Origin of the sequence: Piscinibacter lacus (genome assembly GCF_016735685.1) — a bacterium.
Lineage (GTDB): Bacteria > Pseudomonadota > Gammaproteobacteria > Burkholderiales > Burkholderiaceae_C > Aquariibacter > Aquariibacter lacus.
Window position 1 is genome coordinate 1,504,480 of record NZ_JAERRA010000001.1, and the last position, 19,360, is coordinate 1,523,839.

Below are 19,360 nucleotides of genomic sequence, written 5' to 3' on the forward strand. Positions count from 1 at the left end.
CAAGAAAGCGGCCGGGTCTGCCGGGCGCCCGGGGTGGGCGGCCGACCGGCGGCGCACGCAATGCGTGCGTGGCGCGCAGGGGCAGGGCGGGCCGAGGCGGCACGCGCCCTGCATCCGGCTCGATACTGAAACGCGCGCCACCCGCCACCGGCTGACCGGCGCCGGCCGCCCCCGCCAGCTTTTGTGCGGCGCAAGCCGCTGCCTGACCTGCCGCATGCCTTGTTCTCGATGAGCTTTCTGTCCCTGCGCCGGCGGCTGCCGCTGCTCCTGATTTTGTCCGCGCTGATCGTCGGCACCCTGCTGTGGCTGCGGGCGCTGTGGCCGCAGGCGCTGCCCGAGCCGCCGTTGGCCGCCGGCCAGACGGGGCCGCGCATCCCCTGCCTGTCCTATGCGCCCTTCCGCGATCCGGCGCTCAGCCCGCTGCGGCCTGGCCCCAGCGTCAGCCCGGCGCAGATCAAGGCCGACCTGCGCCAGCTCCGCAGCCTGACGGACTGCGTGCGCACCTATGCCGTCGACCGCGGCCTGGAGGCCGTGCCCGCGGTGGCCGAGCGCCTGGGCATGCGGGTCAAGCTCGGTGCCTGGATCGGCCGCGACCCGGTGGCCAATGCCCGCCAGGTGCGCGAGGCCATCGCGCTCGCGCGCGCCCATCCCCAAGCTGTCGAGCTGCTGATCGTCGGCAACGAGGTGCTGCTGCGCCAGGAGCAGAGCCCCCAGGCCCTGGCCGAGCTGCTTGCCGCCGCCCGCCGCGACAGCCCGGTGCCCGTCACCTATGCCGATGTCTGGGAGTTCTGGTGGCGCCATGCCGAGCTGCTGGGCCCGCAGGTCGACCGCGTCACCGTGCACATCCTGCCCTACTGGGAGGACGAGCCGGTCGCCGTCGACCAGGCCGTCGACCATGTGCTGGACCTGGCCGCCCGCAGCCAGGCCCGCTTTCCGGACCAGCCCATCCTGGTGGGTGAAACCGGCTGGCCGGCCGCCGGCCGCCAGCGCCAGGGCGCCGTGCCGGGCCGGGTCGAGCAGGCCCGCTTCCACCGCGAGCTGCTGCTGCGCAGCGCCGGCACCGGCCTGGACTTCAACTTGATCGAGGCCTACGACCAGCCCTGGAAGCGGGCGCTCGAAGGGGCCATGGGCCAGGCCTGGGGCCTGTTCACCGCGGCCGGCGAGCCGCGCTTCCCCTGGCAGGGGCCGGTGGACAGCGGCCTGTCGCCCCTGCCGGTGCCGCTGGCGGCGGCCGCCTTCGGCCTGCTCGCCGGTTGGTTGAGCAGGCGCGGGTTGGGGCCCCTGGACCGTGCTGGCGTGATCGCGGCGGCGGCACTGGCCGGCGGCCTGCTGCCGGCCCAGCTCGACAGCCTGGGGCTCTGGGGCCGTGCGCCGCTCGACCCTTGGGTGGCCGGGCTCACCGTGGCCTGCGGCAGCTTGCTGGCCCTGGGCCTTGTCCATGCGCTGATGCAGCGTCTGCGCGCCGGGGAGGCCGGCCGGTACCGACCGTCCTGGCCCGGCCTGCGCGAGGCCTGGGCCATGCCGCAGCCCGCCGCCTGCCGACTGGCCGCCACGCTGCGCGGCCTCTACCTCTTCGGCGTGAGCAGCCTGCTGCTGTGGCAGGTGCTCGACGGCCGCTACCGCGGCTTTCCCCTGGCCCTGCTGGTGGCGCCAGCCGTGCTCGGCGCGGCCCTGGCGATGCTGGGCGAGCGCCTGCCCGCCGCGGCGCGCGAGGAGCGGCTGATGGCCGCCCTGATCGTCGCGGGCGCCCTGGCGCTGCCGGGGCTGGAGGGGCTGGCCAACCATCAGGCGCTCGCCTATGCGCTGGGGCTGCTCGCCCTGGGGCTGCCGCTGCTGCTGCCGCCCAGGCTGGCCAGCAGCGCCAGCAGCAGCGCCGGGGCCGAGGGATCGGCGGCATAAAGCATCAGCCCACCGGCCGCACAGGCCGCTGCGGGAGCCTGCAAGGCGCGCCAGCGCAGGCCGAGCAGGGCCAGGCCCAGCGCCAGCCAGCCGATGCGCTGCTGCAGCAAGGCCTCGACGGCCAGCGCGCGCAGCAGGCAGGGGCCGGGTGCCCAGGGCGCGGCCGCGCAGGCCGCGGCGACCTCCGGCGGCTCGACCAGCAGGCTGCGCAGCGCCCAGGCCAGGCCGCCGGCCAGCAGGGCGCCAAGCAGCACCCAGCCGGTCCGGGCGGGAAGGCGCAGGGGCGAGAGGGAGGGCGTGCTCATGGCGGGCGGCGGGGCAGGGCGCGGGTCCTCAGGGGGACGGGGGCATGCGGCGGGCGTCCGACAGGGCGGCCAGCGGGGTGCCGCTGTCGAAGCTGCGCAGCAGCATGCCGGTCAGGTCGTGCATGCCGCCCAGGGCAGGACGCTGCGGTTGCACGCCGGGGCGGAAGCCCAGGGCCTCGAAGCGGGCGCGCAGCGCAGGATCCGTGCCGACCACATGCACCGGCACCTCCCAGGGCTGGCCGGGGCCGGTGACGCCGCTGGCGGGCTGGTGGTCGCCCAGCATCAGCAGCAGCTCGGGCCGGCCGGCCTGGGCGCGCAGGTAGCCGGCCATCACCTGGAGGTTGTAGACCATCATGCCGGTGAAGCCGGGCCGCAGGTCCAGCCAGTCGGGCTGCTCGGCCAGGGCGCGGGCGGTGGCCTGGGGCTCGAAGGGCTCGGGCCCCAGCACCTGCGACCAGTCCGGCTGGTAGGGCGGCACCGGGCTGAAGGGAATGTGGCTGGTGATCGAGGCATAGACCATGAAGCGCGGCGGCCCCTCCACCGGCCGCGGGTGCATCTGCTCCAGCTTGGCCAGGCTGTACTGGTCCGGAATCCACCAGAAGCCGAGCTTGGGGCCGGTGTAGGCCAGGCCGGGGCCGTCGACCAGGGTCTCGTAGCCGTAGTGGCGGCTCTCCGGCCAGGCCCAGCTCAGGCCCGGGTAGACGCCGAAGCTGCGGTAGCCGTGGCGGGTGAAGTGGTGGACCAGGGTCTTGCGCTCGGTCGTCAGCAGCAGGTCATGGCGGCGCGGCTCGCCCAGGTCGATGCCCGAAAGCAGGCTGAGATGGGCCAGGTCCGAGGCACCGCCGTAGGTCGGCGAGCGCAGGTAGGCCGAGAGGATCCAGCGGCCCGAATCGGCCGCCGCCCGGGCCAGCTCGGCGCGGGCTGGGGCCAGGGCCGCGCGCATCGCCGGGTCGTCGTCGACGATGGCGCCGTAGGACTCCAGGAAGAAGAGCTTGAAGTCCTGGCCGCCCAGGGCATCCAGATTGCCTTCGAAGCGGGGCGAGGGCGGCAGCTCGCGCTCCGCGCCGCCGGGCGAGGCGATGACCAGCAGCAGCTCGGCCTGGCGCGCATAGGTCGGCAGGATGGGCTTGCTGATGTAGGGCCAGGTGATCGGCAGGCCGGCGACATTGCCGGCCACCGACAGCAGGCCGAAGGCCGTCAGCGCCCAGGCCAGGCGCGAGCGGGCGGCCTGCGGCAGCAGCTCGCGTGCGACCCGCGTCCACAGCGCCTGCAAGCCGCGCTTGAGGCCGACCAGGCCGGCCACGATCAGCAGCAGCCCCAGCCCGCCGGCCAGCACGGCAAGCAGCGGATGCATCTGCTCGGCGCTGACCCACAGGAAGCGCGGCAGGTGCTGCACGTCCCAGTAGAGGTTGATCGGCCGGCCGAACAGGCCGGGCACGGCCACGTCCAGGTAGCGCAGCAGCACCAGCAGGGTCATGAAGCCGGCCACCGCGCCGAGCAGGCGCGGGCCGGGCGCGCCGCGCCAGCGCTGCCAGGCCAGCAGGCCGGTCCACAGCAGGATGAAGGCCGGGGCGAGGCGGTGGTCGGGCTGGATCAGCGGCGTCGGCCAGAGCAGGTTGAAGCTCAGCAGGGCATTGAGCAGCAGCAGCGCCAGGCCGGCGCGCCAGGCGCTCATGCCGCCATCCCGGGGGCGTCCGGGCGGACCCGGCCGCTTGCGAGGTAGCCCATGCCCCACTGCGTGTCCTCGCGCCGGAAGCCGTCGAGCCGGCCCGCGATGTGCCGCCACGGCGCCTTCAAGCCGCCGGGCGAGCCGTTGTAGGCCCGGTTCTTGGCATAGACCCAGGGGTTGAGCCAGGCTAGGTACCAGGGAAAGGCCTTGACCCCGGCGATCGCCACCCGCGCGCCCGGCTTGGCCCGGGCCAGCAGGGCGGCCACGGCGGTGGGCGATTGCAGGATGTCGTGGGTGTAGTGGAAGAAGAGCGCGTCGAAGCGCTCGTCCAGGGCCAGGCCCTGGGCCGCTTCCTCGACCACCTCGACATTCGCCCAGCCGGCCCGCGCGACGCGCTGGCGCGCCTGGCCCAGCATCTCCGGGCTCTGGTCGAAGCCGACGACCCGGCCGCCCGGCCCCACCCCGTCACGCAGCAGCTCGAAGGACAGGCCCGTGCCGCAACCCACGTCGAGCACCGATTCGCCCGGCTGCAATTGCAGCGCGGCCACGCAGCGTTCGCGGATCGGCCAGGTCGGGCCGCAGGTGCTGTCGTAGGCGGCGGCACGCTGGCGGTAGCGGGCGATCGAGAGGGCGCGGATGCTGGCTTCGTCTTGAACCGGGGGACGCAGGGGCATGGACGGTTTCGCGGCAAGGGGCAGGGGAAAGGGCGGCATGGGCGGGCGGCAGGCGGTGGCGGGCACGACATGCGTCGCGGCCCCGCCCGGCGTCTTACAGCGGCCTGCCCATGTGCGCAGCCGGCCCCGGGGTGGATGCCGGACGGCGCGCGGTCGGCGATGATGCCGCCCCGCGGCTGCGCCGTGCGCGACCGCATTCGGACGGCCGCTCTGCCCCTGTCACTGTAAGGACATGTTCCGGGCTGCGACCGAACACCGCGCGCCTGCGTAACTGCGTACTGGCTGCCGCGTGCCCGACGCCCGCGGCCCCCCGACGACGGAACCCTTCTGCATGAACGCCCCCGATTCCCAAGCCCGCGCCGCCTTCCGCCAGCCGCAGTTCTTCCAGGCCCCGCGGGCGGTGGAATCGGTGCGCGAGGAAGTGCAGGCCGGCCTGCTCGCCCAGCCGGCGCAGATTCCGCCCAAGTTCTTCTACGACACCCTGGGTTCGCGCCTGTTCGATGCGATCACTGCGCTCGACGAGTACTACCCGACCCGCAGCGAGGCGCAGATCCTGGCCGCCCACGGCGCCGATTTCGCCCGCGTGACCGGCCCTGCGCCGACCCTGGTCGACCTCGGTGCCGGCAGTTGCGAGAAGGCGGTCTCGCTCTTCCCCGCGCTCCAGCCGCGGCGCTATGTGGCGGTCGACATCTCGGCCGACTACCTGCGCGACATCCTGCAAACGGTGCAGCGCGCCCATCCGGCGCTGGAGGTGATCGGCGTCGGCACCGATTTCGCTACCCGGCTGGACCTGCCCGAGGCGGTGGGCCCCGGCCCGCGTGCCATGTTCTACCCCGGCTCCAGCATCGGCAACTTCACGCCCGAGCAGGCCCTGGGCTTCTTGCAGCGCGTGCGCGAGGCCGCCCAGGGCGGCAGCCTGCTGATCGGCGTCGACCGGGTGAAGGATGCCGGCGAGCTGGTCCGCGCCTACGACGACGCCCTGGGCGTGACCGCCGCCTTCAACCTGAACGTGCTGCGCCACCTGAACCGCCGCATCGGCAGCGACTTCGTGCTGGCCGACTGGCGCCATGTGGCCCGCTTCGACACCGGCCTGTCGCGCATCGAGATGCACCTGGAGGCCCGCCACGCCCTGACCGTGCGCTGGCCGGGCGGGGAGCGCAGCTTCGCCGCGGGCGAGCGCATCCACACCGAGAACTCCTGCAAGTACACGCCCGAGGCCTTCGAGGCCCTGTTGCGCGCAGCCGGCTGGCAGGCCATCGAGCACTGGAGCGATCCGCAGTCGCGCTTCAGCGTCTTCGCTGCGCGGGCCTGAGCGCGGGCTCAAGCGCGGACCTGCACGCGGGCCTTCACGCGGGCCGCTCCGCACCGGCCCGCGGGCCGGGGGCCGCGCCGCCGCAGGCGCCGGCCTTGCGGCGGGCCGGCCGGGGGGCGCTTCCTACAATGCCGGCCATGTCTGCGCCGACCCCCCGTTCTGCAAGCTCCCCGTCCTCGCCCGGGGCCTATGGCGAGGCCTCGATCCGCGTCCTCAAGGGCCTGGAGCCGGTCAAGCAGCGGCCGGGCATGTACACCCGCACCGACAACCCCCTGCACATCGTGCAGGAGGTGATCGACAACGCCGCCGACGAGGCCCTGGCTGGCCACGGCAGCCGCATCGCCGTGACCCTGCATGCCGACGGCTCGGTCAGCGTCGAGGACGACGGCCGCGGCATCCCCACCGGCCTGCATCCGGAAGAGGGCGTGCCGGTGGTCGAGATCGTCTTCACCCGCCTGCATGCCGGCGGCAAGTTCGACAAGGGCGCAGGCGGCGCCTACAGCTTCAGCGGCGGCCTGCACGGCGTGGGCGTGAGCGTGACCAATGCGCTCTCGACCCGGCTGCAGGTGGCGGTGCACCGCGAGGGCAAGGTCTCGACCCTGGCCTTCGCCGGCGGCGACGTGATCGAACCCGTGCAGCAGCGCAAGCTGGCCGCCGGCGAGCGCCGACAGGGCAGCAGCGTGCGCGTCTGGCCCGACCCGAAGTATTTCGAGAGCGCCGAGCTGCCGCGCGCCGAGCTGGTCCACCTGTTGCGCAGCAAGGCCGTGCTGATGCCGGGCGTGACAGTGACGCTGACGCGCGAGAAGGCCGGCGCGGAGGCGGATGTCCAGACCTGGCGTTTTGAAGGCGGCCTGCGCGACTACCTTGCCCAGACGCTGAATGCCGAGCCGCTGATCCCGCTGTTCGAAGGCGCCCACCATGCCGGCCGCAGCGAGACCGAGGCCTTCGCCGAAGGCGAGGGCGCCGCCTGGTGCGTGGCCTTCACCGAGGATGGCGCGGCGGTGCGCGAGAGCTATGTCAACCTCATCCCCACCGTGGCCGGCGGCACGCATGAGGCCGGGCTGAAGGACGGGCTCTTCCAGGCCCTTAAGGGCTTCATCGACCTGCATGCCCTGCTGCCCAAGGGCGTGAAGCTGATGCCCGACGATGTCTTCGGCCGCGCCAGCTTCGTGCTCAGCGCCAAGGTGCTGGACCCGCAGTTCCAGGGCCAGACCAAGGAGCGCCTGAACAGCCGCGATGCGCTGCGCCTGGTCGCCACCTTCGTCAAGCCGGCCTTCGAGCTGTGGCTGAGCCAGCATGTCGAGCATGGCCGCAAGCTGGCCGAGCTGGTCATCCGCCAGGCCCAGGCCCGGCAGCGCGCCGGGCAGAAGGTCGAGAAGCGTAAGGGCTCGGGCGTGGCCGTGCTGCCCGGCAAGCTGACCGACTGCGAGAGCCGCGACCTGAGCCTGAACGAGGTCTTCCTCGTCGAGGGCGACTCGGCCGGCGGCAGCGCCAAGATGGGCCGCGACAAGGAGACCCAGGCCATCCTGCCGCTGCGCGGCAAGGTGCTGAATGCCTGGGAGGTCGAGCGCGACCTGCTGTTCAAGAACACCGAGATCCACGACATCGCCGTGGCCCTGGGCATCGACCCGCATGGCCCGCAGGACGATCCCGACTTCAGCGGCCTGCGCTACGGCAAGGTCTGCATCCTCAGCGATGCGGATGTCGACGGCTCGCACATCCAGGTGCTGCTGCTCACGCTCTTCTTCCGCCACTTCCCCAAGCTGATCGAGCGCGGCCACCTGCATGTGGCGCGGCCGCCGCTGTTCCGCGTCGATGCCCCGGCGCGCGGCAAGCGGCCGGCGGCCAAGTTCTATGCGCTCGACGAGGGCGAGCTGCAAGCCATCCTCGACAAGCTGCGCAAGGAAGGCCTGCGCGAGGGTGCCTGGTCCATCAGCCGCTTCAAGGGCCTGGGCGAGATGAATGCCGAGCAGCTCTGGGACACCACCCTCAACCCCGACACCCGCCGCCTGCTGCCGGTGGCCTGGGGCGATGCCGCCGGCTTCCTGGCCGCCGAGCTGTCCCTGCATCGCCTGATGGGCAAGGGCGAGGCGGCGGCCCGCCGCGAGCTGATGGAGCTGCGCGGCGATGCGGTGGAGATCGACGTCTGAGTTCGAGCCACCGCGCCTGCCGCGCCGGCCGCCTGCCGAGGCTCAGAGCTTGAGCTTCTTGAAGATCTTCTCGGGGATGCTGGTGATGATCGCCATGATCAGGCGCCAGATCGCCGGCAGGTAGACGATGTCATCGCGGCGGTCCACCGCCGCGACGATGCCCCGCGCCACCGCTGTGGGCTGCGCCCAGAGCGCGCCCTTCTTGGCAATCGATGCGGTCATGGGCGTGTCGACGAAGCCCGGGCGGATGTCGACCACCGCGATGTCGCGCGGCGCCAGCCGGTTGCGCAGGCCCTGCAGGAAGCGGCTGACCAGGCCCTTGGCGGCGCCGTAGACATAGTTGGACTGGCGACCGCGGTCGCCCGCCACCGAGGTGATCACCGCCAGCGCGCTGCCTGGCGCTAGGCGCTGCGCGAGCAGGGTGCAGAGCGCGACCACGGCCACGCCATTGGTGTGGAGCTGGGCCAGGGTCTCGTCCAGCGAGGCTTCGCAGGCGGCCTGGTCCGGCAGGGTGCCCTGGGCGATCAGCACCACGTCCACCCCGCCGCCGAGCGCGGCCCAGGCTTCGTCGAGCAGGGCCGGCAGATCGGCCAGGCGGTCCAGGTCGGCGCTGCGCGCGCTGATCGCGGCGGCCCCTCCCCCGGCGCGCACTTGCAGGTCCTGCTGCAAGGCCTCCAGCTTGGCCGGGCTGCGGCCGACGAGGTGCACGCGCGCGCCGCGCGCCACCCACAGGCGGGCGGCGGCCGCGGCAATGGCCGAGGTGGCCCCGAAGATCAGGATGCGGTTCATGCGGGCTGGGGGAAGGAGGGGGCCTCGTCGGCGACGCGCCGCCAGAAGCCCGAGCTGAAGGCCGGGTCGACATGCGCCCGGAAGGCATCCAGGGCCGGGTAGCCGGCGCGGAACATGTCGGCCGACATGCGCGCGTCCTTGGCCGGGTAGAGCGCGCCGCCAGCCTCGCGCACGACGGCATCAAGCTCGGCGAAGAGGCGGTGCGAGGCCGCGCCCTGGTTGGGAAAGTCCAGCGCCAGCGTGGCCCCGGCGCGCGGGAAGGACAGCAGGCCGGCCGGCGGCCGCTCGCCGAAGGTCTTGAAGACGGCGAGGAAGGAGCCGCTGCCGGCCCGGCCGATGCGGTCGAAGAGCGCGCGCGAGGCCTCCTTCATGGCCGGCCGCGGCAGCACGCACTGGTACTGATAGAAGCCGCGGCGGCCGTAGATGCGGTTCCAGTCGGCCAGGCCGTCGAGCGGGTAGAAGTACTTCAGCGCCGGCTGCAGCGAGAAGGCCGGCCGCGGCAGGTGGTAATAGGCCAGGTTGAAGGCCGAGACCGACAGGCCGTTGACCAGCGAGATCGGCGGCTCCAGCGGCACGCGGCGGCGGCCGGGGCCGGGCTCGGCCTGCGGGGCATCGTGGCCGGCGAAATCGGCGGCGCTGTAGAGGCCGCGTCCGCCGCGCAGGCAGTCGACCCAGGCGACGGTGTAGTCGTGGTGGGCGGCCAGGCTTTCGTCCAGATCCCAGTAGGCGTCCAGCGAGGCGAAGCGGCGCTGCACCACGGCCATCCAGGGCCGGCGGATGGGAATGAGCTGGATCTCGACCCAGGTGATCAGGCCGGTCAGGCCCAGGCCGCCGACGGTGGCCTCGAAGCGGCCGTCGGCATCGCCCGGGCGGCAGACCTGGCGGCTGCCGTCGGAGCGCAGCAGCTCGAAGGCCCGCACATGGTGGCCGAAGCTGCCGGCCCGCGCGTGGTTCTTGCCGTGCACATCATTGGCCACGCAGCCGCCCAGGCTGACGTAGCGGCTGCCCGGCGTGACGGCGACGAACCAGCCGGCGGGCATGACCAGGGCCAGCACCTCGTCGAGGCTGACGCCGGCCTCGGCCCGCAGCACGCCCTGGGCGCGGTCGAAGTGGATGAAGCGGTCCAGGCCGCGGGTCATCAGCAGCTCGCCGCCCGGGTTGAGCGCGACATCGCCGTAGCTGCGGCCCAGGCCGTGGGCGATGCGCGGGCCGGCCTCGGTGGGCAGGGCGGCATGGCGGTCGCCCCAGGGCCGCTGGCGCGCCTCGCCGACTCCGGGCAGCCGCCCCCAGGCCTTGGCGTGTTTCATCGGCCGGGCTCCGCGTGCCGGCTCAGGGCTGGGGGCCGAGGGTGGCCCCCCCGGCCGCCGCCGGCCGGGCGCGGCTGACCGCCACCAGCGCCCAGGCGCCCAGGGCCACCGCAAACCACAGCGTGGTCAGGCGGATCAGCAGGGTGGCGGCCACGGCCGAGGCCTCGGTCTGGCCGGCGCCGATCAGCAGGCCGACCATGGTCGCCTCGGCCGAGCCCAGGCCGCCGGGCAGGAAGCTGATCGCGCCGACCAGCATCGACAGGGCGTAGACGAAGAAGGCCCAGGTCGCTTGCAGCGACAGCCCCATGCCTTCGAGCATGAAGTGGAAGGCCCAGGCCTCGGCGCCCCAGGCCAGCACGCTGATCGCGGTGGTGGCCAGCAGGATGCCGGGGCGGTGGCAGCTTGCGGCCGAGAACATCAGCTCGCACAGCCGCGCGCCGAGTGCGCCCAACTTGCCGCCCGAGGCCTGCAGCCGCGCATGCAGCGGGCGCAGCCGTTCGGACAGGGCCAGGGTCAGCAACAGCAGCACGATGAGCAGCAGCACGCCGCCCACCACCGGCCGGCTGCCGGGGTGGCTGGCGGCGCCCAGGCAGGCCAGCAGCACGACGGCGATCAGATCCGACAGGCGCTCGCTGAACAGCGCTGCCAGGCTGGCGTGATAACCCACGCCATGGTCCTTCAGGAAGATGCTGCGGATCGCCTCGCCGGCCTTGCCGGGCGTGGTCGTCAGCGCGAAGCCCGCCACATAGATCAGCGCGCTCGGCACGGCCGGCACGCGGTGGCCCAGGCGCGAAAGCAGCATCTGCCAGCGCAGGAAGCGCAGGCCGTAGTTCACTGCCGAAAGCAGCAGCATCAGGCCGATGCCGCCCAGGCCGAGCTGGACGATCAGGGCTGCGACCTCGCGCCAGCCGGCCCAGATGGAGAAGCCGGCATAGCCCAGCACCGACAGCACGATGGACAGCAGCAGGGCCTTGCGCACCCGCGGCGTCAGCAGGCTGTTCAGCATGCGGTGACCTTCCTGTCCGGGCCGCAGGCCCCGCGCTCAGAGCGCACGGCCGGCCAGGTGGTCGCCGAGCCGCAGCGCGAGCTGCACGATGCTGTAGGTCGGGTTGGTGTGACCGCCGGTCGGGAAGACCGAGGAGCCGCCGACGTAGAGGTTGTCCACCCCGAAGACCTTGCAGTTCGCATCGACCACACCCTGCTCGGGCGAGGCGGCCATGCGGGTGCCGCCCATGTGGTGGAAGCCGGCCTGCTCGTCGTCGAGGGGGTAGGCCTGGTTCTTCAGCAGCCAGTCGCTGACCTTGACCCGGCCCTTGTCGCTGCCCGCTAGGTAGCTGCCGACCAGCCGCACCGCATGGTCGGCCGTGGTGCGCTCGACGGGCTGCTTGCGCCAGTGCAGCACGCTGCGGGCCATGCCCCAGGCGTCCTTGTCGCTGCCCAGCTCGATGCGGTTGGATTCCTGCGGCAACTGCTCCCAGGCCACATGCAGCGCGGCGGCACAGGCCAGGTCCTTGCTGGCCTTCTTCGCGAAGTCGGTGAAGATCTCTGGCGCCACGCAGAGGCCGTCCTTGATCAGGGCCTTGATCAGGTTCTCGCCGCTCAGCAGTCGCACGCCGAAGCTGCCGATGGCGTGCTTGCGCAGGTAATCGGCCGTGGGTGCGTAGAAATGCATGCCGCCCGGGGTGCGGAAGCCGGTGAAGGTGAACAGCGCGGCCTGGCCCAGGGTGTAGTGCGGATGTTCCATCCAGTACTTGCCCAGGGTTCGCGCTTCGGGCACCACGCCGCCCTGGTGCTGCTGGTTGGCCCAGAGCAGCAGGCGGCTGTTCTCGATGCCGCCGGTGCACAGGGCATAGGCCGGCGCCTTCAGGCTGGCCGCTGCGGCGCCGGCCTGGCCGATGCGCGCCTCGGCAATGCGCCCGCGCACCGGTACCAAGTCGATCACCGGGCTGTTGAGCGCCACGGCGATCAGCGGCGACTTTTCCAGCTCGGCCGCGTACTTGTCGCCGAAGCGGACGATGGGCTTGCTGAAGCGGAACTCGATTTCCTGCAGATCGGCCGACAGGGCCTGGTCGGGCTTCGCGGTCGGCAGGTCGAGCAGGCGGTCGGCCTCGCTGGCATAGGGGTCGAGGTCGGTCTTGCGGATCGGCCAGCCCGAGTTCGGCACGCCCTTGCGGGCTTCGAAGTCGATGGCGTCGAGCGCGCGGCACCAGCCCTGCCAGTGGCCGGTGCTGCCGCCCAGGTAGCGCAGGCGCGAGCTGCCGAGCTCGAAGTAGTTGTCGCCGATGACCTTGCCGTTGTAGGCCGCCTGCACCTCGGCGTCGTAGGTCCGGCCGCCGGCTTCCAGCAGCACGCAGGGGATGCGCTTGGCCGCCAGGCGCAGGGCCAGGGAGATGCCGGCCGGGCCGCCGCCGACGATGCAGACCTTGGGCTGGAAGCCGGAGGCCTGGTAGGCCTTGAAATCCTTGTAGATCATCGGTCGTCCGACTTCAGCAGCCAGCCATCACGCAGCACCAGGCCCTTCTCCTTGAAGAAGGCCGCGCGCCAGAAGGCCAGGGTGGCCAGTCCGCCCAGCAAGCCCAGCAGGGCCGATCGACGTTGCAACATGGGGGTGTGCCTCGGGGTTGAGGGGGTTCGTCAGGGCGAGGGGGTATTGGCGGCCTGGCCCTCGGCCGGTACCCGCTCCATCACGCCCAGATTGAGCACGGGGTCTTGCACCCGCACGCGGAAACTTGCGCTGAAGGCCGGCGCGCCGGGCCGGGCGACCCAGTCTGCGACCGAGGCCCAGTCGATCACGTACTGGATGGGCGAGCCGACGATGTAGTCGTCGCGCACATCGCCCGAGCTGCGCAGCACCTTGAGCGCTTCGGGATTGACCTTGCCGTCCAGGTTGATCGTGCGGTCATGGAAATAGCCCAGGGTGCCGGTCTGCACCGCGCCCACCCAGACCTCGGGCGGCACATGCTCGCCCACCCATTCGGCCACCTGGCGGTGCATGTGCTGCTCGCCATGGTTCCAGTGCATGCGGGCATTGTTCAGGGCAAGTCCGCAGGCCATCAGCAGGCCCAGCCCGAGCAGCGGCCGCAGGGCAGGGCGCTGCTTGAGCAGGCTGTGGCCCAGCACGCCCAGCAGCACGACCAACATCGGCCACAGCAGCACGCTGAGCACCGAGAAATAGCGCGGGATGAAGTGCGCCGCACCAAAGAAGAGACCGTAGTAGCCGACCACGCCGCCCAGGAAGAGCGTGCCGCCCAGCAGCACGCGCCGCATGCCGACGCCGCGGCCACGCGACCAGCGCTCGAAGCCCAGCAGCACGATGGCCACCAGCAGCGGCCCGAGCACCCAGACGGCCAGGCTGCGCTCGATCGAGCCGGGGATGGGCAGCACCGCGATCATCGCCTCCAGCAGATTGGCCGGCACCACCGGCAGGTTCTGCCCCAGGGCTGCGTTGTGCGACTGGGCGCTGCCGCTGATCGGCACGATCGAGCCGAAATAGAGTTTGTTGTGGATCAGCCAGGGCGAGGCGGCCAGCAGCGAGGCGCTGCCTGCGATCACCGCATCGCGCAGCCGGCGCAGCGGGCCGCCGCCGGCCGGGCCGCCGATCAGCACATGGGCGGCCAGCAGGCCGCCGATGAAGAAGACCGCGTCGTTGCGGGCCAGGAAGACCAGGCCCAGCACCAGGCCCAGCACGATGCTCTCGCGCGTGCTGGCCGGCCGCGTGGCCTGGGCGGCGGTCTGGCGCAGGTAGACCAGCAGGGCCAGCAGCACCGCCAGGTGATAGAGGCCGGTTTCCAGGCCATTGCTGCTGTGCGCCGTGATGGCGTAGCCACACAGCCACAGGCCGGCGCCCAGCCCCGCAAGCAGCGGGGCTTGCGGCAGATCGTCCGCCAGGCGGCGGATCAGCTTGGCCATGGCCCAGGCGGCCAGCAGGGCCTGCAGCGTCGAGAGCAGGGCAACGCCGGCGATCGCGAGCATCTTGTCCCCGCCCGCCAGGCCGTGCAGGGCGGCGAAGAGGAAGGTGGCGAGCGGCTGCACGCCGTTGGTGGGCATGGTGCCCTCGGCCGTCGACAGGCCCAGGCCGAGCGCGAAGTTGCGCGCCACCGTCTGCATCAGGTAGCCGTCTTCCGACAGGAACTGCCAGTAAATCCGGTCCGGCCAATCCGCGAGGGGAAACAAGCGCATCAGGCCGCCGACGATGAACAGCAGGGCGATGGCGCCCACAGCCATGCCATGCATCGTGCGGGGTCGGGTTTCGGTCATGGTGCGAATGAGGGACGGGGCCGGTCGCTTGGGGCGCAGGCACTGTATCGCAAGGCCTGTGCCGGACCGATGACGCCGCGGCCCGGCGACACGCCGTCCAGCGCGGCGCGGCTGGCGGCCCCGCGCCGCGGCCGGTGGCCCATCCTGGGGACAATGCGCGCCGCGAGCGCCTGCCCGGCACCGCCCCTTTTTGCCAACGCGCCTGAGCGCAGACCCACCGTCCATGGACGATCTCTTCACCCCCCGGGTGCCCGCGCCCGATGCCATCGGCCTGGCCGACTATGCCGAGCGCGCCTACCTGGAGTACGCGCTCAGCGTGGTCAAGGGCCGGGCCCTGCCCGATGTCTGCGATGGCCAGAAGCCGGTGCAGCGCCGCATCCTGTATGCCATGCAGCGCATGGGCCTGGGCTTCGGGGCCTCGGGCGCGCCGCGGCCGGTCAAGAGCGCCCGGGTCGTCGGCGATGTGCTCGGCCGCTTCCACCCGCACGGCGACCAGGCGGCCTACGACGCCATGGTGCGCATGGCCCAGGATTTCAGCCAGCGCTACCCGCTGGTCGACGGCCAGGGCAATTTCGGCAGCCGCGACGGCGACGGCGCCGCGGCCATGCGCTACACCGAGGCGCGGCTGGCACCCATCACCCGCCTGCTGCTCGACGAGATCGACGAGGGCACGGTGGACTTCGTGCCCAACTACGACGGCTCGACCGAAGAGCCGCGCCAATTGCCGGCCCGCCTGCCCTTCGTGCTGCTCAATGGCGCCAGCGGCATCGCGGTTGGCCTGGCGACCGAGATTCCCAGCCACAACCTGCGCGAGGTGGCCGCCGCCGCGGTGGCGCTGATCAAGGACGAGGCGCTGTCCGACGAGGCGCTGTTCGCCCTGCTGCCGGGCCCGGACTTCCCGGGCGGCGGCCAGATCATCTCGACCGAGGCCGAGATCCGCGAGGCCTACCGCAGCGGCCGCGGTTCGCTCAAGGTGCGCGCCCGCTGGGTGACCGAGGACTTGGCGCGCGGCCAATGGCAGATGGTCGTCACCGAGCTGCCGCCAGGCGCCAGCGCGCAGAAGGTGCTCGAAGAAATCGAGGAGCTGAGCAACCCCAAGATCAAGGCCGGCAAGAAGGCCCTGAGCCCCGAGCAGGTCCAGCTCAAGACCAGCCTGCTCGGCCTGCTCGATGCCGTGCGCGACGAATCCGGCAAGGACGCGCCGGTGCGCCTGGTTTTCGAGCCCAAGAGCCGCACGGTGGACCCGCAGGCCCTGGCCCGCCTATTACTCGCCCACACCAGCCTGGAGGGCAATGCGCCGCTGAACCTGACCATGGTCGGCGCCGACGGCCGGCCCACGCCCAAGAGCCTGCGGCAGATGCTGCTGGAGTGGACCGGCTTCCGCCTGCAGACCGTGACCCGGCGCAGCCGCCATCGCCTGGGCAAGGCGCTGGACCGCATCCACATCCTCGAAGGCCGGCAACTGGTGCTGCTGAACCTCGACGAGGTCATCCGCATCATCCGCGAGAGCGAGGAGCCCAAGGCCGCGCTGATCGAGGCCTTCGCGCTGAGCGAGCGCCAGGCCGAGGACATCCTGGAGATCCGCCTGCGCCAGCTTGCCCGGCTGGAGGCGATCAAGATCGAGCAGGAGCTGAGCAGCCTGCGCGCCGAGCAGGCCCGGCTGGAGGAGATCCTCGGCAGCCCGGCCGTGCTGCGGCGCACCGTCGTCAAGGAGATCGAGGCCGATGCCAAGGCCCATGGCGACGCCCGCCGCACCCTGATCCAGGCCGAGAAGCGCAGCGTGGCGGAGCTGAAGGTGGTCGACGAGCCGGTCACCGTCATCGTCAGCCGCAAGGGCTGGCTGCGCGCGCGCCAGGGCCATGGCCACGATCCGGCCAGCTTCAGCTTCAAGGCCGGCGACGGGCTCTACGGCGTCTTCGCCTGCCGCAGCGTCGACACCGTGCTGGTCTTCGGCAGCGCGGCCGGCGGCAGCGGCCGGGTCTACAGCCTGCCGGTGGCCGGCCTGCCGGGGGCGCGCGGCGACGGCCAGCCGGTCACCGCCATGATCGAGCTGGAATCCGGCACCCAGGCCCTGCATTTCCATGCCGGCCCGGCCGGCCAGACCCTGATGCTGGCCGGCACCGGCGGCTACGGCCTGCTGGCCACCGTGGCCGACCTGGCCGGTCGCAACCGCAGCGGCAAGGCCTTCCTGACCTTGGAGGAGGGCGAGCAGCCGCTGCCGCCCCAGCCGGTCGGCGCCGGGCAGGACCAGCTCGCGGTGCTGAGCCGGGCCGGCCGCCTGCTCGTCTTCCCGCTGGCCGAGCTGAAGTTGCAGCCCAAGGGCGGCCGCGGGCTGAGCCTGATCGAAGGGGCGGCCGAGGATCCGCTGATCGCGGCCGTGCCCTGCGGGGCCGGCGTGCTGGTGCAGGGCCTGGGCCGCGGCGGCAAGCCGCGCGTGTTGGAGCTGCGCGGCGTCGCCCTGGCCCCCCACCTGGGCAAGCGCGGGCGCAAGGCCCGGCCCCTGGAGGCGCAGATCCAGGCCCAGGGCCTGAGCGCCTGGACGGCCTGAGCCGCCCCGGCTGCGGCGGCCCCGGTTGCGGCGGCGCAGCAGGGGCAGGGCCAAGACGGGGGCAGGACGGCACAATAGGGGGTTCCGATGCGTACCGCCCCGCCCGAGAAGCCCTGCCCATGAGTGCACGCACCCTTTACGACAAGCTCTGGGATGAGCACGTCGTCCACACCGAGGACGACGGCACCGCCGTCCTCTACATCGACCGCCACCTCGTCCACGAGGTCACCAGCCCGCAGGCCTTCGAAGGCCTGAACCTGGCCGGCCGCAAGGTCTGGCGCATCTCCGCCAACCTGGCGGTGAGCGACCATAACGTGCCGACCACCGACCGCCGCGAAGGCATTGCCGACCCGGTCTCGCGCCTGCAAGTCGACACGCTCGACAAGAACTGCGATGCCCACGGCATCACCCAGTTCAAGATGAGCGACCGCCGCCAGGGCATCGTGCACGTCATCGGCCCCGAGCAGGGCGCGACCCTGCCCGGCATGACGGTGGTCTGCGGTGACAGCCACACCAGCACCCACGGCGCCTTCGGCGCACTGGCCCATGGCATCGGCACCTCCGAAGTCGAGCATGTGCTGGCCACCCAGACCCTGCTGGCCAAGAAGGCCAAGAACATGTTGGTCAAGGTGGAGGGCACGCTGTCCAAGGGCTGCAGCGCCAAGGACATCGTGCTGGCCATCATCGGCAAGATTGGCACGGCCGGCGGCACGGGCTACACCATCGAATTCGCCGGCTCGGCCATCCGCGCCCTGAGCATGGAAGGCCGCATGACCGTCTGCAACATGGCCATCGAGGGCGGCGCCCGCGCCGGCCTGGTGGCGGTGGACGAGACCACGATCGCCTATGTGAAGGGCCGGCCCTTCACGCCGACCGGCGTCGAATGGGAGCAGGCCGTGGCCTATTGGCGCACCCTGCACAGCGATCCGGGTGCGCACTTCGACCATGTCGTCGAACTGGACGCGAGCCAGATCCGCCCGCAGGTGACCTGGGGCACCTCGCCCGAGATGGTGCTGTCCATCGAGGACCGCGTGCCCGATCCGGACAAGGAAAAGGACGCCGTCAAGCGTGGCGCCCTGGAGCGCGCCCTGGCCTACATGGCGCTGGAGCCCAACAAACCGCTGGCCGACATCCGCATTGACAAGGTCTTCATCGGCTCCTGCACCAACAGCCGGATCGAGGACCTGCGCGAGGCCGCCGCCGTGGTGCGCCGCGTTGGCGGCCGCATCGCGTCGAACGTCAAGCTGGCCCTGGTGGTGCCGGGCTCGGGCCTGGTCAAGGCCCAGGCCGAGGCCGAGGGCCTGGACGCGGTCTTCAAGGCCGCCGGCTTCGACTGGCGCGAGCCCGGCTGCTCGATGTGCCTGGCGATGAATGCCGATCGGCTGGAGCCGGGCGAGCGCTGCGCCTCGACCAGCAACCGCAATTTCGAAGGTCGCCAGGGCGCCGGCGGCCGCACCCACCTCGTCAGCCCGGCCATGGCGGCTGCGGCGGCGCTGGCGGGTCATTTCGTCGATGTGCGCCGTGTGGCCTGAGACCTGTTTCCCCTTTTGATCCCGGAGGACCTGACCATGAACAAGATCGTGCTGATGCTGCTTGCCGCCTTTGCGCTGTCCGCCTGCAACACCATTGCCGGCGTCGGCAAGGACGTGCAGAAGGCGGGCGAGGTCGTCGAAGACGCCGCCAAGAAGAAGTGAAGCCCGGGCGGGGCCGCTGCGGTCCCGCCCACCCCCCTCCAGCGAGCAAGCCGTGCAAGCCTTCCGTGTGCATCAGGGCGTGGTGGCGCCCATCGACCGCGAAAACGTCGACACCGACGCCATCATCCCCAAGCAGTTCCTGAAGTCGATCCAGCGCAGCGGCTTCGGCATCAACCTGTTCGACGAATGGCGCTATGCCGAGCCCTGGCGCGAAGGCCAGGACCAGACCACGCGCCGGCCGAACCCGGACTTCGTGCTCAACCAACCGCGCTACCAGGGTGCTTCGGTGCTGCTGGCGCGGCAGAACTTCGGCTGCGGCTCCAGCCGCGAGCATGCGCCCTGGGCCATCGAGCAGTTCGGCTTCCGTGCGCTGATCGCGCCGAGCTTTGCCGACATCTTCTTCAACAACTGCTTCAAGAACGGCCTGCTGCCCATCGTGCTGCCCGAAGCCCAGGTGGCCCGGCTGTTCGACGAAGTGGCCGCCTTCCCCGGCTACAGCCTGACGGTGGACCTGGAGCGTCAGGTCGTCGTCAAGCCCGACGGCGTGGAGCTGCCCTTCGAGGTGCAGCCCTTCCGCAAGTTCTGCCTGCTCAACGGCTTCGACGACATCGGCCTGACCCTGCGCCATGCCGAGAAGATCAAGGCCTTTGAAGCCGAGCGCCTTGTCACCAAGCCCTGGCTGGCCCACCGCCTGCCGGGCTGAGGCCCGCCGGCGCACCCGGCCGGCCCGGCCGGTCCCCTGGCGCGGCTGCGGCC

Annotated in this window: 16 protein-coding genes; 7 read left to right on the forward strand and 9 right to left on the reverse strand. The window is 72.0% G+C overall.

Annotation, left to right across the window (positions count from 1 at the left end; all coding sequences use genetic code 11):
- The first annotated feature begins 228 nt into the window (after window positions 1-228).
- Window positions 229-1,899, forward strand: a complete 1,671-nt coding sequence (locus JI742_RS06880; RefSeq protein WP_201824998.1) for a glycoside hydrolase family 17 protein — start codon at window positions 229-231, stop codon at window positions 1,897-1,899.
- Here the strand turns inward: JI742_RS06880 and JI742_RS06885 are convergent.
- Genes JI742_RS06885 through JI742_RS06895 form a run of 3 tightly spaced genes read right to left on the reverse strand, consistent with a single transcriptional unit; the run spans window position 1,797 to window position 4,547 of the window.
- The gene (locus JI742_RS06885; RefSeq protein ID WP_201825000.1) at window positions 1,797-2,204 is read right to left on the reverse strand and encodes a hypothetical protein; all 408 of its coding nucleotides are present in this window, start codon (window positions 2,202-2,204) and stop codon (window positions 1,797-1,799) included. The two genes, JI742_RS06880 and JI742_RS06885, sit on opposite strands and share 103 nt — an antisense overlap.
- Before the next feature lie 28 nt (window positions 2,205-2,232).
- Window positions 2,233-3,879, reverse strand: a complete 1,647-nt coding sequence (locus JI742_RS06890; RefSeq protein ID WP_201825002.1) for an alkaline phosphatase family protein — start codon at window positions 3,877-3,879, stop codon at window positions 2,233-2,235.
- Entirely contained in the window at window positions 3,876-4,547 is a 672-nt protein-coding gene (locus tag JI742_RS06895; RefSeq protein WP_201825004.1) for a class I SAM-dependent methyltransferase, read from the reverse strand. Before JI742_RS06895 ends, JI742_RS06890 begins: the two co-directional genes overlap by 4 nt.
- A gap of 331 nt (window positions 4,548-4,878) precedes the next feature.
- On the opposite strand from JI742_RS06895, the gene egtD reads away from it, so the two are divergent.
- The gene (egtD, locus tag JI742_RS06900; RefSeq protein ID WP_201825006.1) at window positions 4,879-5,859 is read left to right on the forward strand and encodes an L-histidine N(alpha)-methyltransferase; all 981 of its coding nucleotides are present in this window, start codon (window positions 4,879-4,881) and stop codon (window positions 5,857-5,859) included.
- A gap of 137 nt (window positions 5,860-5,996) precedes the next feature.
- Window positions 5,997-8,009, forward strand: a complete 2,013-nt coding sequence (locus JI742_RS06905; protein WP_201825008.1) for a DNA topoisomerase IV subunit B — start codon at window positions 5,997-5,999, stop codon at window positions 8,007-8,009.
- A gap of 42 nt (window positions 8,010-8,051) precedes the next feature.
- On the opposite strand, the gene JI742_RS06910 is transcribed toward JI742_RS06905, so the two are convergent.
- Genes JI742_RS06910 through JI742_RS06930 form a run of 6 tightly spaced genes read right to left on the reverse strand, consistent with a single transcriptional unit; the run spans window position 8,052 to window position 14,362 of the window.
- The gene (locus JI742_RS06910; protein ID WP_201825010.1) at window positions 8,052-8,798 is read right to left on the reverse strand and encodes an SDR family oxidoreductase; all 747 of its coding nucleotides are present in this window, start codon (window positions 8,796-8,798) and stop codon (window positions 8,052-8,054) included.
- Window positions 8,795-10,105, reverse strand: a complete 1,311-nt coding sequence (locus JI742_RS06915) for an FAD-binding oxidoreductase (RefSeq protein ID WP_201825011.1) — start codon at window positions 10,103-10,105, stop codon at window positions 8,795-8,797. Before JI742_RS06915 ends, JI742_RS06910 begins: the two co-directional genes overlap by 4 nt.
- Before the next feature lie 22 nt (window positions 10,106-10,127).
- On the reverse strand, window positions 10,128-11,111 hold the full coding sequence (locus tag JI742_RS06920; RefSeq protein WP_201825012.1) for a lysylphosphatidylglycerol synthase transmembrane domain-containing protein: 984 nt from the start codon (window positions 11,109-11,111) through the stop codon (window positions 10,128-10,130).
- Window positions 11,112-11,147: 36 nt separating this feature from the next.
- Window positions 11,148-12,578 (reverse strand): GMC family oxidoreductase, encoded by a 1,431-nt coding sequence (locus tag JI742_RS06925; RefSeq protein ID WP_201825013.1) that lies wholly within the window; start codon window positions 12,576-12,578, stop codon window positions 11,148-11,150.
- Window positions 12,575-12,709, reverse strand: coding sequence for a hypothetical protein (locus JI742_RS14025; RefSeq protein ID WP_286184088.1), 135 nt, complete (start codon window positions 12,707-12,709; stop codon window positions 12,575-12,577). The genes JI742_RS06925 and JI742_RS14025 overlap by 4 nt, the downstream gene beginning before the upstream one ends.
- A gap of 30 nt (window positions 12,710-12,739) precedes the next feature.
- Entirely contained in the window at window positions 12,740-14,362 is a 1,623-nt protein-coding gene (locus JI742_RS06930; RefSeq protein WP_236676818.1) for a DUF8728 domain-containing protein, read from the reverse strand.
- A gap of 223 nt (window positions 14,363-14,585) precedes the next feature.
- On the opposite strand from JI742_RS06930, the gene parC reads away from it, so the two are divergent.
- The 4 genes from parC to leuD all read left to right on the forward strand — a co-directional run bounded on the left by parC (window position 14,586) and on the right by leuD (window position 19,307).
- Window positions 14,586-16,910, forward strand: a complete 2,325-nt coding sequence (gene parC, locus JI742_RS06935; protein ID WP_201825015.1) for a DNA topoisomerase IV subunit A — start codon at window positions 14,586-14,588, stop codon at window positions 16,908-16,910.
- A gap of 119 nt (window positions 16,911-17,029) precedes the next feature.
- Window positions 17,030-18,442 carry a 3-isopropylmalate dehydratase large subunit gene (leuC, locus tag JI742_RS06940; protein WP_201825017.1) on the forward strand — a complete coding sequence of 471 codons (1,413 nt, stop codon included), beginning with the start codon at window positions 17,030-17,032 and terminating at the stop codon, window positions 18,440-18,442.
- Between the two features lie 36 nt (window positions 18,443-18,478).
- A complete protein-coding gene (locus JI742_RS06945) occupies window positions 18,479-18,604 on the forward strand; it encodes an entericidin A/B family lipoprotein (protein WP_201825019.1) in 126 nt (41 codons plus the stop codon).
- Window positions 18,605-18,656: 52 nt separating this feature from the next.
- On the forward strand, window positions 18,657-19,307 hold the full coding sequence (leuD, locus tag JI742_RS06950; RefSeq protein WP_201825021.1) for a 3-isopropylmalate dehydratase small subunit: 651 nt from the start codon (window positions 18,657-18,659) through the stop codon (window positions 19,305-19,307).
- Window positions 19,308-19,360: the final 53 nt, after the last annotated feature.